Below are 16,379 nucleotides of genomic sequence, written 5' to 3' on the forward strand. Positions count from 1 at the left end.
TCATCACAGGCATGTCCTCTGCTTACAGACCGTTGGCCATGGCTTTGTCGATCAGCCAGTTCAGCGATGGGCCACGGTCGCTGGTCACTTCCACCGGGCGACCGGCGTAGGTGCTGTCCAGCGGCGCATCAGGCTTGATCTGCACGCGGATGTCGGAAGACAGGTCGGCGCTGTTCAGGCTGGTGCTGCTGACGATGGTGCCGGTGCGAACCTGTTCTTCGTCGGCGACCTGGAAGCTCACTGGAGTGCCGGGGCGCACGTCGGCGAACTGGCGATAGGTGAAGCGCGCTTCGACATTGGCCAGGCTGCCGCGTGGCACCAGTTGGAAGATCACGTCGCCTTTGCTGGCGTACTGACCGTCGGCGACCAGTTGCTGCGCCACTACGCAATCGCATGGGGAGGTCAGGGTGCCGGTCATTTGCTTGCCGAACAGCTCTTCGACTTTGGCCGGTTGCAGCTGGTCTTCGTCCAGGTGGCCCTTGAGCACGTCGAGCATGCTGGTGCTGAAGGTCGCCAGTGGCGCGCCTTTGGCAGCGACCGCATCACCCTTGAGCAGGCTTTGCACGGTGCCGTCGCGCGGCATGGTCACGTTCATGCCCGGTACGCTGACGATGCCCGCCTGGGCGTGGCTGACGAAGTACATGCCGTACACCGATTTGAAGACAAACCCGAACGCGGCGAGGCCGACCAGGAAGATCGCCAGGCTGAAGGTCACGGCACGCAGGCGGCCGAAGGCGCTCATGTTGCTGCCGCCGTCCTTGACCTTGCGCGCCTTGGTGAAGTTGTCGCGCTGCAGGGTTGCCAGCACGTCGCCCATGGTCACGATGTCACCGGACAGGTGCGAGGTGATCAAGTGGCGCAGGGTCGAGATGTCCTGGGCGTCGAGGTTCTGGAACTGGCAACCGGTGCGACCTGTCTGGCGGTCGTAGGAGCGAATTTGCAGTTCCACGTCCATGGCCAGGCCAAGGTTGTCGATGACGAACTGCAGGCGGCCCTTGTGCACTTCACCCACGGTCAGCGGCTGGGTGGCGGTGAACGCCAGGCCGCCGGCGGAGAGGTCGATCACCCGTGCTTCGGTCTGGGTGCGGTCGGTGTTGAAGAAGCGCAGCTTGGCCGGGATTTTAACCCGGGCATGTTGGCGCTGGGCTTCGGACTCGTGGACAACGTTGGCGTTTACTTGGCTGTTCATGACGGTGTAATTCCTTGGTTAATTCAGGCTTGGCAGGGTCAGACCATCATCAGCAACACGGCGACGAAAATGCTGCCGGCGGAGAAGGTCATGGTCCGAGACGACCAGGTGTTGAACCAACGTTGAAAGCTGGCCAAATCGCGGGTCAGTTTGGTGTCCTGGCGGGTCCAGGACTGTTGATCAAGGCGGAAGAACACGTAGATCTTCACCAGCGCGCCCATGATCTGGTTGTAATAGAGAATCACGGGGTAGGCCGGACCGATCTTGTGGCCGGAGCACGACAGCAGCAGGGTCAGGATCAGGCGGGTGATGCCGATCCACAGCAGGTAGGCGAGGATGAACGCGCCGCCGTACTTGAAGGTGGCGATGATTGCCACGGTCAGGCCGAGCAGGGAGGTCCACATCGACACGCGCTGGTCGAACAACACGATGCTGGTGAACAGGCCCAACCGGCGTACACCCAGGCCCAGGGCACGGGAGTTCTGGCGCAGGTTGTTGCCGTACCAGCGGAACATCAGCTTGCGGCTGGCCTTGATAAAACTCTTTTCCGGCGGGTGTTCCACGGTGTTGATCGCGGCGTCCGGCACGTAGAAGGTGTCGTAGCCCAGGCGCATCAGGCTGAACCAGCTGGACTTGTCATCGCCGGTCAGGAACTTGAAGCGGCCCAGGCGCCAGTGTTGCAGCGAGTCGCTTTCCACGTCGGCGATAAAGCCCGGGTCGGTGACCACGCTGGCACGGAACACCGACATGCGCCCGGTCATGGTCAGCACGCGCTTGGACAGGGCCATCGAGCACATGTTGATGTGGCGCTGGGCGAAGCGCAGCTTGTGCCACTCGCTCATGATGTAGCCGCCGCGTACTTCGCAGAACTCGTTGGTGGTCAGCCCGCCGACATTGCCGAACAGCTGGAACCACGGGAGGACCACGCCTTCGGCGAGCACGGTGTCGCCATCGATCACGGCGACCACGGCGCGGTCATCCGGCAGGTGGCGGGAGATGGCGCGAAAACCGAAGGCCAGGCCGTCACGCTTGCCGGTACCGGCGATGCGCACGAAGTCGAGCTTCACGTGGTCTGGCGGGTTCATGCGTTCCCACAGGCTCTTGACCAGCAGCTCATCGGACATTTCCACCAGCGAGCAGACCACGGTGGTCGGGAAGCCACATTCGATGGCCTCGCGAATCACCGAGCTGTAGACCTGCGCGGTGGTCAGCGCATCGATCCGGAAGCTGGTGACCATCAGGAACACATGGGACGGGTCGGCGGCCTTGCCCAACTTGCGCACTTTGCGGCGCAGGTGCGGGTAGACCACGTACAAAAACAGCATGCCGCGAAAGAAATGCGTAGCACCCATCGAGTAGCGCCAGATACCGACGGCGCCAATCAGGAAAATAAAATTCTTCGACTCGGAGTCGAACGTACTCGCCGGCAAAAGCAGGGCGAGTCCCATCAGCAGGCTCAGAAAGAACAGCCAGCCGGCGGATTGGAGCAGTACGTGTTTTAACTTGGACATAAGCGTCATCCGAAGGTGGTGAAAGCGGCTGGTTGCAAGCCGCAAGCTGCAAGGGCGGTGCTTTTACTTGCAGCTTGCGGCTCGCAACTAGCCGCTGCTCTTCCGTTACCAGCAAATGCCTTCGGTGCGGCCGCTGACGCTGGTGGCTGCGGACATGAAGCCCACCAGGTCGACCACTTGCTTGCCGTGCGGGGCGTTATGCGCCAGGGCACGGAACTTCTCATCGCGGTTGCCCAGGATGATCACGTCGGAGTTGTTGATCACGTCGTCGAAGTCCGAGTTGAGCAGGGACGACACGTGCGGGATCTTGCCTTCGATGTAGTCTTTGTTCGCGCCGTGGACACGGGCGTACTCGACGTTGCTGTCGTAGATGCTCAGGTCGAAGCCTTTGCCGATCAGCATCTCGGCCAGCTCGACCAGCGGGCTTTCGCGCAGGTCATCGGTGCCGGCCTTGAAGCTCAGGCCCAGCAGCGCGACTTTGCGTTTGTCGTGGCCGGCGACGATGTCGAAGGCGTTCTGCACCTGGGACTCGTTGCTGCGCATCAGCGAGTTGAGCAGCGGTGCTTCCACGTCCAGGGAACCTGCGCGGTAGGTCAAGGCACGCACGTCCTTGGGCAGGCACGAGCCGCCGAACGCGAAGCCTGGGCGCATGTAGTACTGGGACAGGTTGAGGGTCTTGTCCTGGCAGACCACTTCCATCACTTCGCGACCGTCGACGCCGACCGCCTTGGCGATGTTGCCGATCTCGTTGGCGAAGGTGACCTTGGTGGCGTGCCAGACGTTGCAGGTGTACTTGATCATCTCGGCAACGGCGATGTCCTTGCGGATGATCGGGGCGTCGAGTTCTTCGTACAGCGACTGCAGGACATCGCCGGAGGCTTTGTCGAACTCACCGATAACGGTCATCGGCGGCAGGTCGTAGTCGGCGATGGCGGTGGATTCACGCAGGAATTCCGGGTTGACCGCGACGCCGAAGTCGACGCCGGCTTTCTTGCCGGAGCAGTCTTCGAGGATCGGGATCACCACATTGGCGACAGTGCCCGGCAACACGGTGCTGCGCACTACGATGGTGTGGCGCGTGGTCTTGTCACGCAGGACAAAACCGATCTCGCGGCATACCGATTCGATGTAGTTGAGTTCCAGGTCGCCGTTCTTCTTGCTCGGCGTGCCGACACAAATCATCGACAGGTCGGTATCGCGGATGGCTTCGGCGAAGTTGGTCGTGCCACGCAGTCGACCGTTTGCGATGCCTTGGCTCAACAGTTCGCCCAGACCCGGCTCAACGATGGGCGATTTGCCTGCGTTGATCAGGTCGATCTTTTCCTTGGAGATGTCTACGCCGACCACTTCGTGGCCACGTGCAGACAGGCAACCGGCACAGACTGCGCCAACGTAACCTAGACCAAATATGCTGATGCGCATCGCATTTACCTCTTTGTCATTGAAGACGGTGTTAATCATGCCAATAGATGGCCGGAGTTCATGTTTGCAAACGTCACTGTTCACACGGAAGTTGGGCGAATAGACGCCGACTTACCGCGTACAGGCAGGTTAAATAGTGAGTGACTAACTATTGCACTCAAGGTGTGCGCAACTTGGCCTTGTTATTGGGGCTTGCCCTAAAATGCAGCCAGGCTTCCGGGTGGAAGGGCCTGACGCCGGCGCCGTAGAGCCTTGATAGAGGCAGTTAGCCCTTTAATATCAATGGCTTGAGCGTTGGCACCGACACATTTGGGTAAGCGCTGCCTTGGCCTATAGGGGTTAGCAATTCATCCTTATCGCTGCCCTCAACTCATATCAGTTGATGATGTGACCCGTGAGTCAAAGTTGATGGGGCAACTTTGCTACTTCCGTGGATCGTTATGTAAGTCATCTCTTACAGAAACAGAGAATTTCGTTACCGGTGGTATGAGCGGCGCTTTAAGGTGAAGTTCCGGGCCGCTCATCCTGTTTCCCGAAATTTCTTGAAATATTAGAAAAGATGGCACTGGTAGTACAGTGATAGCACTTGCTATTTGGGCCAGTAGTTGTAGGGAGTTGGCGCGCAGAGATAGTTTTGTGCCACCACGGTTTGAAAAAAGTGGTGCCACTACGAAAAAAAATTGGAAATGTCGAGTGAAAGAATTGTTAGAGATGCGTCTACATATTTTTTGACGCCAAAATAATGACTATTTGCGCACTGGAATGCGCACAAAAAATGTGGGAGCGGGCTTGCTCGCGAAAGCGGTCTGTCAGGCAAAGATATGCTGACTGATAGGTCGTTTCGCGAGCAAGCCCGCTCCCACCTTTGATCTTTAGCGTCAGTGAGGGCGGAGCTGGGCCTTATTCCGGTGCGTGATCGCGCAAAAACACCAGGTTATCCGGCTTGGACTGCTCTGCATTGAAGCGATAACCCTGCACGTCGAATTGCTTGAGCTTGGCCGGGTCGTTGATGCGCTCCTCGATGACGAAGCGGCTCATCATGCCCCGGGCCTTCTTGGCGTAGAAGCTGATGATCTTGTACTGGCCGTTCTTCAGGTCCTTGAACTCGGTATTGATGATGCGCGCGTTCAGGGCCGTGCGCTTGACCGCCGAGAAGTACTCATTGGAGGCCAGGTTGAGCAGCACGTCGTCACCTTGTTCGGCCAGGGCCTCGTTGAGCCATTCGCTGATGCGGGTGCCCCAGAAGGCATACAGGTCCTTGCCACGGGCGTTGGCCAGTTTGGTGCCCATCTCCAGGCGGTACGGCATCATCAGGTCCAGCGGGCGCAGCAGGCCGTAGAGGCCCGAGAGCATGCGCAGGTGGTCCTGGGCGTAGGAGAAATCGGCATCGCTGAAGGTCTCGGCGTTCAGGCCGGTGTAGACATCGCCCTTGAACGCCAGCAGCGCCTGCTTGGCATTGTCCGGGGTGAAAGCGGGAGTCCAACTGCCAAAACGCGCGGCGTTGAGGCCGCCGATCTTGTCGGATACGTGCATCAACTCGCTGATTTGCGCCGGGCTCAGGTCGCGCAATTGCTCGATCAACTCCTGGGAGTGGTCAAGGTATTGCGGCTGGGTGAAGCGCGGGGTTACCGGCTTTGACTCGAAATCGAGGGTTTTGGCGGGGGAAATCACCATCAGCATGAAGTTGGCTCCTGTAATCGTGGAGGGGATTCTAGGGGCTGGGGCGTTTTGACTCCACCTATCAAGGCAATAGACACCAAAACTGCGGGAGCCAGCGTGGGATGGGGTGTATCGGCTATAGTGGCCGACGACTCTGGAGAGGGAGACCCTAGGTGCGAATCGCGCTTTTATTATCAGCTTGCCTGCTCTGCCTGACCGCCCAGGCGGCGCCGGTGGATGTCGCCAGCCTGGACCGTGGCACCTGGCCCGAAAAGCTCGGCAGCCCGGCGCTGTTCGACGTGGCCTCGCGCGCGGAAATCCTGATGTTCGCCCACAGCCTGCTCGCCAGCGAGAATCAGGATGAAGCCGCGCTCAAGCAACGCCTGGGCTTGAAGATCATCAACATGGCGTCCATCGACGACTTGCGTCGCCAGCTCTGGCAGCGCCTGCTGGAGAACTACACGTTCGCCCAGCAAAGCTGCGAGGAAGATGCCTCGTTCTGCTACCTGGTGGAAAACATGGACGACCTGCGCGAGCAGGCCGGCAAGTTCGAGGTCAGCGAAAACTCCTTCTATATAGGCTGGGCCGGCCCCAGCCACGCGTTCCACGAACGCTACCTGGACGAGCTGCTGCGCAAGGCCGCGCTGTTTCCGCAGATCAGCAGCGAAATCGCGCGCTTTGGCGATCACGAGCGCAATGGCGACGAGTTCAACGACCGGCTGTTCCTGCTGACCTTCGATGGCGGCCCGGCACCGGTGAGCGGCAACACCGACTGGCTCACCGATTACCTGCGCAAGCAGAAGATGAACGCGACCTTCTTCGTCCTCGGCAGCAGCCTGCAGACGCGCGTCGAGCGCAGCTCGGTGGCCGATGTGCAGGCGCTGTACCAGGGCCAGTGCGTCGGCACCCAAGGCTGGCAGTATCGCTCCCATAGCCATTGGGTCGACTGGCAGGGCTCCATTACCCGCAGTGCCTCGCTCGCGCAGAACCTGATGCCGGAAAACTACCTGCCGCTGTTTCGGCCGCCCTACGGTCAGCGTCGCGCGGACAGCCAGGGGTTCTTCCAGGCCCAGGGCCTGCAAGTGGCGTTGTGGGATATCGATTCCCAGGACGAACCGGGCAAGCTCAAGGCCGATGAGTCGGCGCAACGGGTGCTGACGTTGATGTTGCTGTGGCGCAAAGGGGTGATTGTGTTTCACGACACCCAGGACAAGGCGCGGGTGGCGTTGCCGATATTATTGCAGGCGACGGGGCAAAGCGGATTGGGTTGGCAGGACTGCCGGGAGGCGTTTCGCTGAAAAGACCGAAGTGCCCGGCCCTGTTGGGGATGCGGCATTTTCGGGGTGATTTCGTGCGACATTTCGATGCAGGCGGACTTCCGACTTTAACGGGGTCCATGGCACTCGGCTAGTGCTATTCGTCATCCTGAAAAATAAACTTCAAAAATGCGTCAAAGTGCTTTTTCCTGTCATGGGTTTTGCGGTATTACGAAGTCAGATCGCCGAAACCTGCAACACAGGTGGCGTCTTCCAAGACTCCTCATGTGGGCACTGCACTTGACGTCACTCAGGTGCAGTCGGTGGTCGAATCGAGGCGCAGCACTGTTGCGGTATTGCGTCGACTGGCTCCCACAAAGGTGACCGAGTATGGATGATCATGGACGTAACCCTTCTTCCGACCAGCCAATCCTTTATGTGCTTGATACCAACGTACTGATCCACGATCCGAACGCACTGCTTAACTTTGAAGAACACCACGTCGCCATCCCGATGATCGTGCTTGAGGAGCTCGACAAACTCAAAAGCGGGCACCACAGCGTGGCTGCCGAATGCCGGCAGGCCATCCGCCTGATCGACAAGACCCTGGGCGAAGCGTCACCTGACGACGTTGAAGTCGGTGTGCCGATCCAGCGCGGCAAAAGCGGGCCCAAGGGCTTGCTGTCGATTCTGATGAGCAAGCGCAGCGAGCCCAACAGCCTGCTGCCGGAAAATCTGAACGACAACAAAATCATCAATCAATTGATCGACCTGCACGCACGCGACAAGGACCTGCGCCTGGTGCTGGTGACCAAAGACATCAATATGCGCCTCAAGGCACGAGCGTGTGGGATCGCTGCCGAGGACTACAGCACCGACCAACTGGTCGACGACGTGTCGATGCTCTCCCGTGGGTATCACACTGTGACGGGCTCCTTCTGGGACCTGGTCAGCAAAGTTGAAACCCGTCAGGACCATGGCCGCACCTGGCACCAGGTACAGTTGATCGACAACCTGCCGGCCGTGCACATCAACGAGTTCATCATCGACGAACAGGGCTTCGTGGGCTGGATCAAAGAGATCCAGGTCGACAAGCTGCTGATCCTCGACCTGCATCAGGAACCCCTGTTGCACCAGGAAGCCTGGGGCCTGAAACCGCGTGATATCTACCAGAGCCTGGCGCTGTATGCGCTGCTCGACCCGGACATCCACCTGGTCAACCTGACCGGCGCCGCGGGTTCGGGGAAAACCATCCTCGCCCTGGCTGCCGCCATCGAGCAGACCATGGTGACCAAGCGCTATCGCCGCATCATCGCCACCCGCAGCGTGCAGGGCCTGGACCAGGAAATCGGTTTCCTGCCCGGCACCGAGGCGGAAAAAATGGAGCCGTGGCTGGGGGCGATCACCGACAACCTCGAAGCCTTGCACATGGATGACGAAAACACCCATGGCAGCGTCGACTACATCCTCAGCAAAGTGCCGTTGCAGTTCAAATCCCTCAACTACATCCGAGGTCGCAGCTTCCAGCAAAGCCTGATTTTGATCGATGAATGCCAGAACCTCACCCCGCACCAGATGAAAACCATCATCACCCGTGCCGGCGCCGGTTCCAAAGTGGTGTGCCTGGGCAACCTGGCACAGATCGACACCCCTTACCTGTCCGCGACCAGCTCCGGGCTGACTTACCTGACGGAACGCTTCAAGGACTTCCCGAACGGCGTGCACATCGCCCTGCAGGGTGTCCCACGTTCGATTCTGGCCGAATACGCCGAGTCCCACCTGTAACCGCCCAGTGTGGGAGCGGGCTTGCCCGCGATAGCGGTGGGTCAGTCGATGATAAGTTGACTGACGCGCCCCTATCGCAGGCAAGCCAGCTCCCACCTTTTGATCTGCGTTGGGTTTACAATCGACGCTCCTGATCAGGAGTACCGCTGTGCTGACTCATCTCGATTCCCAAGGTCGCGCCCATATGGTCGACGTCACCGACAAAGCCGTGACGTTCCGCGAGGCGGTGGCTGAAGCGCGGGTGCGCATGCTGCCCGAGACCCTGAAAATGATTGTCGACGGCGCCCATCCCAAGGGCGACGTGTTTGCCGTGGCCCGCATCGCCGGGATCCAGGCGGCGAAAAAAACCAGTGACCTGATCCCCCTGTGCCACCCGCTGATGCTCACCGGCGTCAAGGTCGAGCTCAGCGCCGAGGGCGTGGACGTGGTGCATATCCTCGCGCGCTGCAAACTCTCAGGCCAGACCGGCGTAGAGATGGAAGCCCTCACCGCCGCCAGCGTCGCGGCACTGACGATCTACGACATGTGCAAGGCGGTGGACCGCGGCATGACCATCGAAAGCATCCGCCTGCTGGAAAAGCTCGGCGGTAAAAGCGGGCATTTCAAGGCGGACCAGGCATGAGCATCAACGTACTGTTTTTTGCGCGCTACAGCGAAGTGATCGGTTTGGACTCCCTGAAGATGGAAGGCGATTTTGCCACCGTCGAGGCTGTGCGCCAGGCATTGGCGGGCGATCCCGAATTCGCGGTGTTGAACGAAACCAGCCTGATGTGCGCGCGCAACCAGGAACTGTGCACCCTCGACGAGCCGTTGCAGGCCGGCGACGAAGTGGCGTTCTTCCCGCCCGTGACCGGAGGCTGAGCATGGCCATTCGTGTGCAGGCCCAGCCCTTTGACCCCGGCGCCGAAGTCAACGCCATGCACGCCGCCAATGTCGGCGTCGGCGCAGTGGTGAGCTTTGTCGGCTATGTGCGCGATTTCAACGATGGCCTCGATGTGGCGGGGATGTTCCTCGAGCACTATCCCGGCATGACCGAAAAAGCCCTGGCCAAGATCGCCGTCGAGGCTGAGCAGCGCTGGCCGCTGCTCAAGCTGGAAGTGCTGCACCGCATCGGCGCCCTGGAGCCTGGCGAGCCCATCGTGTTCGTCGCGGCTGCCAGTGCCCATCGCCAGGCGGCGTTTGATGCCTGTGCGTTTGTGATGGACTACCTCAAGACCCGCGCGCCGTTCTGGAAGAAGGAAAATACCAGCGAAGGGCCGCGGTGGGTGGAAGGGCGGGACAGTGATCATAAGGCGGCGAATCGGTGGAAGGTGTAAGTGCATGAGTGCACTTTACTGAATCCTCGGCCGATGCGGGCACGCCCGCGTTCAATGCGGGGGCTGGTGAGTCGACCCAAAGCCAGTCGTATGATACGAGCAGCAGCGTGCTGGATATGCCGGCCAGCAGTTTCGACTATTACCAGTCATTCAGAGACGAGGCCTCGAGAATTCGGCAACCCATCCTGGGGGAATTGTATCGAGGCTAGTCTTGGGTACGCGGCGTGTGCAGGCGCTGGCAAGCCAGCGCCTACAACGGTGGTGCAGGTTTAAGGGCGTTTGCGCTCAACGGCGCGCAGCAAGTGCGTCGGCGGCGTCTCGCAGCTGATCTTGCGGCCCAGCAAGGCCTCGATCGACGGCAACTGATACGAGTCGTCCTCGCCGGCAAAGCTGATCGACACCCCCGCAGCGCCCGCGCGACCGGTGCGGCCGATACGGTGCACGTAGTCATCCGGCACTTCCGGCAGGGTGAAGTTGATCACGTGGCTGATGCCGTCGATGTGGATACCACGCCCGGCCACGTCGGTGGCCACCAGCACGCGGATCTTGCCTTCGCGAAAGCCTTCCAGGGTCTTGATGCGCTTGTGTTGCGGCACATCGCCGGACAGTTGCGCGGCGTTGACGCCATCGCGCACCAGGCGCTCTTCGATGCGGCGCACTTCGTCCTTGCGGTTGGCGAACACCATCACACGCTCCCAACCGTTGTCGTTGACCAGGTTGTAGAGCAGCTTGTACTTGTCGGCGCCGGCCACGGCATAGATGTGCTGTTCGACGTTCTCGCTGGCCACGTTTTCCGCTTCGATCTCGACGATGGACGGGTCGGTAGTCCATTGCTTGGCGAGGTTCATCACGTCTTCGGTGAAGGTGGCGGAGAACAGCAGGGTCTGGCGTTCGCTTTTCGGCGGAGTCTGGCGAATGATCTGACGCACTTGTGGGATGAAACCCATGTCGAGCATGCGGTCGGCTTCGTCCAGCACCATCACTTCGACCATGTCCAGGTGCACGTCGCCGCGCTGGTTGAAGTCCAGCAGGCGGCCAGGCGTGGCCACCAGAATGTCGCAATGCCGTGCTTCGAGGTGCTTGAGCTGCTTGTCGAAATCCATGCCGCCGACAAACGTCATGACGTTGAGGCCGGTGTACTTGGTCAGGTCGGCAGCGTCCTTGGCGATCTGCACCACCAGCTCGCGGGTCGGCGCGATGATCAGCGCGCGCGGCTCACCCATGTAGCGTTCCTTGGGCGGCGGCGTCTGCAGCAGCTGGGTGATGATCGAGATCAGGAACGCGGCGGTCTTGCCGGTGCCGGTCTGGGCGCGGCCAATGGCGTCTTTGCCCGCGAGGGTAAAGCCCAGCACCTGCGCCTGGATCGGTGTGCAGTATGGGAAACCCAGGTCCTGGATGGCGTGCATCAGTTCCGGGGCCAGTTTGAAGTCGTGGAAGCGGGTCTTGCCTTCCTGTGGCTCGACCACGAAGTCTTCGAGTTTCCAGGGGATGACCGCCGGTTTGGGTGCGCGTTCGCGCCGCGGCTTTGGCGCGACTGGCGCAATAGCGGCCTCGACCGGTGCTGCCGGTTCAGGTGGCGTCACCGTCGGCTTCTTCGGCTGGGCGACAGGTGCGGTCCGGCCGGGCTGTTTACCGTCATTGCGGCTGCCGGCAGTCGGGACAGGAGCACTGGGAACAGGCGCGAGCGGCTCAGCCTCGCTTTTGCCGAACATCTTCTTGAGTGCTTTGAGCACGGTGATCTCATTAATTGGTTAAGGAATATACGCCGGCCAGTGTAATGCAAGAATCGGGCGCGGCGTAGTGCGTCTGTCATACGGCTACATAAACGCTGGTTTCAGCCCAGGCGAGCGGCCAGCCAGGCACCGATGTCGTGTATCTCTTGAGGTAACACTTCGTGGCCCATTGGGTATTCCTGCCATGTCACGGTGACACCACGGCTCTTCAAATGCTCGAAGGCGCTGCGGCCCATGGCGTTCTGCACCACGTCGTCGTACTGGCCATGCAGGCACAGGGCGGGAATGCGTTGCTGGCTGGCAGACAATTCCAGCTCGTCGCCGAAAGTCGGCGCGTAAGTGGAGAGGGCGATGACGCCGCCCAAGGGCCCCTGCCAATTTATAAACGCCGTGTGGAAAACCACGGCGCCACCTTGGGAAAAACCGGCGAGGAAAATCCGAGAGGCGTCTATTCCGGTTCTCTTCTGCGTTTCGATCAGATCCGTGACCATGTTGGCCGACACTTCCAGCTCCTCCAGGCTGATCGAACGGGCCGGGCTCATGGCCTTGATGTCGTACCAGCTCGGCATCTCGTAGCCGCCATTGATGGTCACCGGGCGTGTCGGCGCCTGGGGCAAGACGAAGCGCGTGGTCAGCAGGCTTTCCTGCAGGGCTTCGGCTACCGGCATAAAGTCGTAGCGATCGGCACCCAGGCCATGCAACCAGATTACGCAGGCGTCTGCGGGCTTGGCGGGCTGAAGAATCAAGGGTTCGGTCATGTCTGCTCCATTAATGTGCGTGCGCTCCGATTGGGTGCGTCGGAACGGTGCGCAGTGAGTTGATCTGTTAAGAGAATGTCGCAAGGTTGAATCTTTTCCTATTGACCATGGGCTGAAACGACTCAGCCATCACTCTGGTACGCGCCTTGCTATGTGTAGGTCGATGTCAGAACTATCTCAGGACGGTAACACTATCAGTGACTGCCGCTCGTGGGATAGCAACTGGAATTACTGCGACAGTCTCATGCTGCTTGACCCCAAAAAAAGCCAACACGGGTCAATATCGCCTCATAAGGGTGCGCTGAGGTTCGAGCTCCGACACAACAAGAGCAACTGGAGGTTTGAATGAAGGTATTGAAATCCACCCTGGCCATCGTTTGCGCGGCGGCTGTACTGGGTGTCAGCGGTTTCGCCCAAGCAGGCGCCACCCTGGACGCCGTGCAGAAGAAAGGCTTTGTGCAATGTGGCGTGAGTGACGGTCTGCCGGGTTTCTCGGTACCGGATGCCAGCGGCAAGATCCTGGGGATCGATGCTGACGTTTGCCGCGCTGTGGCCGCTGCCGTGTTCGGCGACGCGACCAAGGTCAAGTTCAGCCAGTTGAATGCCAAGGAGCGTTTCACCGCGCTGCAGTCTGGCGAAGTCGACATCCTCTCGCGTAACACCACCATGACCAGCTCTCGCGATGCGGGCATGGGCTTGAAATTCCCAGGCTTCATCACTTACTACGATGGCATCGGCTTCCTGGTAAACAACAAGCTGGGCGTGAAAAGTGCCAAGGAACTGGACGGTGCAACCATCTGCATCCAGGCCGGTACCACCACTGAGCTGAACGTTTCCGACTACTTCCGCGCCAACAACCTCAAGTACACCCCGATCACCTTCGACACCTCCGATGAAAGCGCCAAGTCGCTGGAATCCGGTCGTTGCGACGTGCTGACCTCCGACAAGTCCCAACTGTTCGCCCAGCGCAGCAAGCTGGCTTCGCCGAAGGACTACGTGGTTCTGCCGGAAACCATTTCCAAGGAGCCATTGGGCCCGGTCGTGCGTAACGGCGACGACGAGTGGCTGGCCATCGTGCGCTGGGTGGGCTACGCCATGCTCAACGCTGAAGAAGCCGGGATCACTTCCAAAAACGTCGAGGCTGAAGCCAAGTCCACCAAGAACCCGGACGTCGCCCGTCTGCTGGGTGCTGATGGCGAGTACGGCAAAGACCTGAAAGTGAAGAAAGACTGGGTCGTGCAGATCGTCAAGCAAGTCGGTAACTACGGTGAAATGTTCGAGCGCAACCTGGGCAAGAGCACCCCGCTGGAAATCGACCGTGGCCTGAACGCGCTGTGGAACAACGGTGGCATTCAATACGCACCCCCTGTGCGCTGATCGCTGATGGTTCTGTCACCCGGTGGGCCAACCGCCGGGTGATGTTCTGTTCCATTATTTCCGGGGCACTTCATGCAAAATCAAATCGGCGCACCAAAGCAGAAGCTCAGCTTCAGCGATCCCAAAGTGCGTGCGTGGCTCTTCCAGATCATCACGATTGTGGCGGTGGTCTCGCTGGGCTGGTACCTCTTCAACAACACCCAGACCAACCTTCAGCACCGGGGCATTACCTCGGGTTTCGACTTTCTTGAGCGCAGTGCCGGCTTCGGCATCGCGCAGCACCTGATCGACTACACCGAATCGGACAGCTATGCCCGGGTCTTTGTGATCGGCTTGCTCAACACCTTGCTGGTGACCTTCATCGGCGTGATCCTGGCGACGCTGCTCGGGTTCATCATCGGCGTGGCACGGCTGTCGCCGAACTGGATGATCAACAAGCTGGCGACCGTGTATGTGGAAGTGTTCCGCAACATTCCGCCGTTGCTGCAGATCCTGTTCTGGTATTTCGCGGTGTTCCTGACCATGCCGGGGCCGCGCAACAGCCATAACTTCGGCGACACCTTCTTTGTCAGCAGCCGTGGCCTGAACATGCCGGCAGCACTGGCCGCCGACGGCTTCTGGCCCTTTGTGGCGAGCATCGTCGTGGCCATCGTGGCGATCGTGCTGATGGCCCGGTGGGCCAACAAGCGCTTTGAGGCGACCGGCGTACCGTTCCATAAATTCTGGGCCGGCCTGGCGCTGTTCATCGTGATCCCGGCGTTGTGCGCCTTGATCTTCGGCGCGCCGCTGCACTGGGAAATGCCCAAGCTGCAAGGGTTCAACTTCGTCGGTGGCTGGGTCCTGATTCCTGAGCTGCTGGCCCTGACCCTGGCGCTTACCGTGTACACGGCAGCGTTTATCGCCGAGATCGTGCGCTCGGGCATCAAGTCCGTCAGCCACGGCCAGACCGAAGCCGCACGCTCCCTGGGCCTGCGCCCCGGGCCGACGCTGCGCAAGGTCATCATCCCGCAGGCCCTGCGGGTGATCATTCCGCCGTTGACCAGCCAATACCTGAACCTGGCGAAAAACTCGTCGTTGGCCGCCGGTATCGGCTACCCGGAAATGGTTTCGCTGTTTGCCGGCACGGTGCTCAACCAGACCGGCCAGGCCATCGAAGTCATTGCCATCACCATGAGCGTGTACCTGGCGATCAGCATCAGCATTTCCCTGCTGATGAACTGGTACAACAAGCGCATTGCGCTGATCGAGCGGTGAGGAAACGCCCATGAGTACGCATACTTTCAAACCGGATATGCCGCCGCCGAGCAAAGTCTTCGGCCCGGTGGCATGGATGCGCGCCAACCTGTTCTCCAGTTGGCTCAACACCCTGCTGACATTGCTGGCGTTCTACCTGGTCTACCTGGTGGTGCCGCCGATCCTGCACTGGGCGATTCTCGACGCCAACTGGGTCGGCACGACCCGCGCCGATTGCACCAAGGAGGGCGCCTGCTGGGTGTTCATCCAACAGCGCTTCGGGCAGTTCATGTACGGCTACTACCCCGGCGACCTGCGCTGGCGCGTGGACCTGACCGTGTGGCTGGCCATCGTTGGCGTGGCGCCGTTGTTCATCTCGCGTTTCCAGCGCAAGGCGATCTACGGCCTGAGCTTCCTGGTGTTGTACCCGATCATCGCCTACTTCCTGCTGCACGGCGGGATCTTCGGCCTGACCAACGTAGCCACCAGTCAATGGGGCGGCCTGATGCTGACCCTGGTCATCGCCACCGTCGGTATCGCTGGCGCCTTGCCGCTGGGCATCCTGCTGGCGCTGGGGCGGCGTTCGAACATGCCGGCGATTCGAGTGGTCTGCGTGACCTTCATCGAGTTCTGGCGCGGCGTGCCGTTGATCACCGTGCTGTTCATGTCGTCGGTGATGCTGCCGTTGTTCCTGCCGGAAGGCATGGGCATCGACAAGCTGCTGCGCGCGTTGATCGGCGTGATCCTGTTCCAGTCGGCCTACGTTGCCGAGGTGGTGCGCGGGGGCTTGCAGGCGATTCCCAAGGGTCAATACGAAGCGGCCGCGGCGATGGGCCTGGGCTACTGGCGCAGCATGGGCCTGGTGATTTTGCCGCAAGCCCTGAAGCTGGTGATCCCGGGCATCGTCAACACGTTTATTGCGCTGTTCAAGGACACGAGCCTGGTGATCATCATCGGCCTGTTCGACCTGCTCAACAGCGTCAAGCAAGCCGCTGCCGACCCGAAATGGCTGGGCATGGCCACTGAAGGCTATGTGTTTGCCGCCCTGGTGTTCTGGATTTTCTGTTTTGGTATGTCGCGCTATTCCATTCATTTGGAACACAAGCTCGACACAGGCCACAAGCGTTAGGAGTTGTTGTT

Annotated in this window: 14 protein-coding genes; 8 read left to right on the forward strand and 6 right to left on the reverse strand. The window is 60.2% G+C overall.

The genetic code is table 11. The features are described from left to right. Positions 1-22: 22 nt before the first annotated feature. The 4 genes from JFU04_RS04380 to yaaA all read right to left on the reverse strand — a co-directional run bounded on the left by JFU04_RS04380 (position 23) and on the right by yaaA (position 5,802). Positions 23-1,189, reverse strand: coding sequence for an alginate biosynthesis protein Alg44 (locus JFU04_RS04380; protein WP_065907047.1), 1,167 nt, complete (start codon positions 1,187-1,189; stop codon positions 23-25). 38 nt (positions 1,190-1,227) lie between these two features. Continuing rightward, entirely contained in the window at positions 1,228-2,700 is a 1,473-nt protein-coding gene (gene alg8 / locus JFU04_RS04385; protein WP_201143566.1) for a mannuronan synthase, read from the reverse strand. Between the two features lie 105 nt (positions 2,701-2,805). Beyond that, a complete protein-coding gene (locus JFU04_RS04390) occupies positions 2,806-4,122 on the reverse strand; it encodes a nucleotide sugar dehydrogenase (protein WP_065907093.1) in 1,317 nt (438 codons plus the stop codon). Between the two features lie 900 nt (positions 4,123-5,022). Next, positions 5,023-5,802: a peroxide stress protein YaaA gene (gene yaaA / locus JFU04_RS04395; protein ID WP_106805102.1), complete on the reverse strand. Its 780-nt coding sequence runs from the start codon at positions 5,800-5,802 to the stop codon at positions 5,023-5,025. A 152-nt stretch (positions 5,803-5,954) separates the two neighbouring features. Between yaaA and JFU04_RS04400 the strand changes: the two genes are divergently transcribed. The 5 genes from JFU04_RS04400 (at position 5,955) to moaE (ending at position 10,138) form a co-directional block, all read left to right on the forward strand. After that, a complete protein-coding gene (locus JFU04_RS04400; protein WP_065907040.1) occupies positions 5,955-7,079 on the forward strand; it encodes a polysaccharide deacetylase family protein in 1,125 nt (374 codons plus the stop codon). Positions 7,080-7,427: 348 nt separating this feature from the next. Then, on the forward strand, positions 7,428-8,822 hold the full coding sequence (locus tag JFU04_RS04405) for a PhoH family protein (protein WP_017135209.1): 1,395 nt from the start codon (positions 7,428-7,430) through the stop codon (positions 8,820-8,822). Between the two features lie 148 nt (positions 8,823-8,970). Then, a complete protein-coding gene (moaC, locus tag JFU04_RS04410; RefSeq protein ID WP_065907039.1) occupies positions 8,971-9,444 on the forward strand; it encodes a cyclic pyranopterin monophosphate synthase MoaC in 474 nt (157 codons plus the stop codon). After that, the gene (gene moaD, locus JFU04_RS04415; protein ID WP_120447667.1) at positions 9,441-9,683 is read left to right on the forward strand and encodes a molybdopterin converting factor subunit 1; all 243 of its coding nucleotides are present in this window, start codon (positions 9,441-9,443) and stop codon (positions 9,681-9,683) included. The genes moaC and moaD overlap by 4 nt, the downstream gene beginning before the upstream one ends. Before the next feature lie 2 nt (positions 9,684-9,685). Then, a complete protein-coding gene (moaE, locus tag JFU04_RS04420; protein ID WP_065907035.1) occupies positions 9,686-10,138 on the forward strand; it encodes a molybdopterin synthase catalytic subunit MoaE in 453 nt (150 codons plus the stop codon). Between the two features lie 269 nt (positions 10,139-10,407). On the opposite strand, the gene rhlB is transcribed toward moaE, so the two are convergent. Together rhlB and JFU04_RS04430 are read right to left on the reverse strand one after the other, a co-directional pair. Beyond that, positions 10,408-11,877 (reverse strand): ATP-dependent RNA helicase RhlB, encoded by a 1,470-nt coding sequence (gene rhlB, locus JFU04_RS04425; RefSeq protein ID WP_083221457.1) that lies wholly within the window; start codon positions 11,875-11,877, stop codon positions 10,408-10,410. Positions 11,878-11,972: 95 nt separating this feature from the next. Beyond that, positions 11,973-12,629 (reverse strand): alpha/beta hydrolase, encoded by a 657-nt coding sequence (locus tag JFU04_RS04430; RefSeq protein WP_201143567.1) that lies wholly within the window; start codon positions 12,627-12,629, stop codon positions 11,973-11,975. A 345-nt stretch (positions 12,630-12,974) separates the two neighbouring features. Here JFU04_RS04430 and JFU04_RS04435 point away from each other — a divergent pair, with 345 nt between their 5' ends. The 3 genes from JFU04_RS04435 (at position 12,975) to JFU04_RS04445 (ending at position 16,368) form a co-directional block, all read left to right on the forward strand. Next, positions 12,975-14,006 carry an amino acid ABC transporter substrate-binding protein gene (locus tag JFU04_RS04435; protein WP_016974565.1) on the forward strand — a complete coding sequence of 344 codons (1,032 nt, stop codon included), beginning with the start codon at positions 12,975-12,977 and terminating at the stop codon, positions 14,004-14,006. Between the two features lie 72 nt (positions 14,007-14,078). Next, positions 14,079-15,260: an amino acid ABC transporter permease gene (locus JFU04_RS04440; protein WP_065907020.1), complete on the forward strand. Its 1,182-nt coding sequence runs from the start codon at positions 14,079-14,081 to the stop codon at positions 15,258-15,260. Positions 15,261-15,270: 10 nt separating this feature from the next. Next, positions 15,271-16,368, forward strand: coding sequence for an amino acid ABC transporter permease (locus JFU04_RS04445; RefSeq protein WP_065907019.1), 1,098 nt, complete (start codon positions 15,271-15,273; stop codon positions 16,366-16,368). Positions 16,369-16,379 lie beyond the last annotated feature (11 nt).

This window comes from Pseudomonas sp. TH21 (assembly GCF_016651025.1).
Classification (GTDB): domain Bacteria; phylum Pseudomonadota; class Gammaproteobacteria; order Pseudomonadales; family Pseudomonadaceae; genus Aquipseudomonas; species Aquipseudomonas aylmerensis.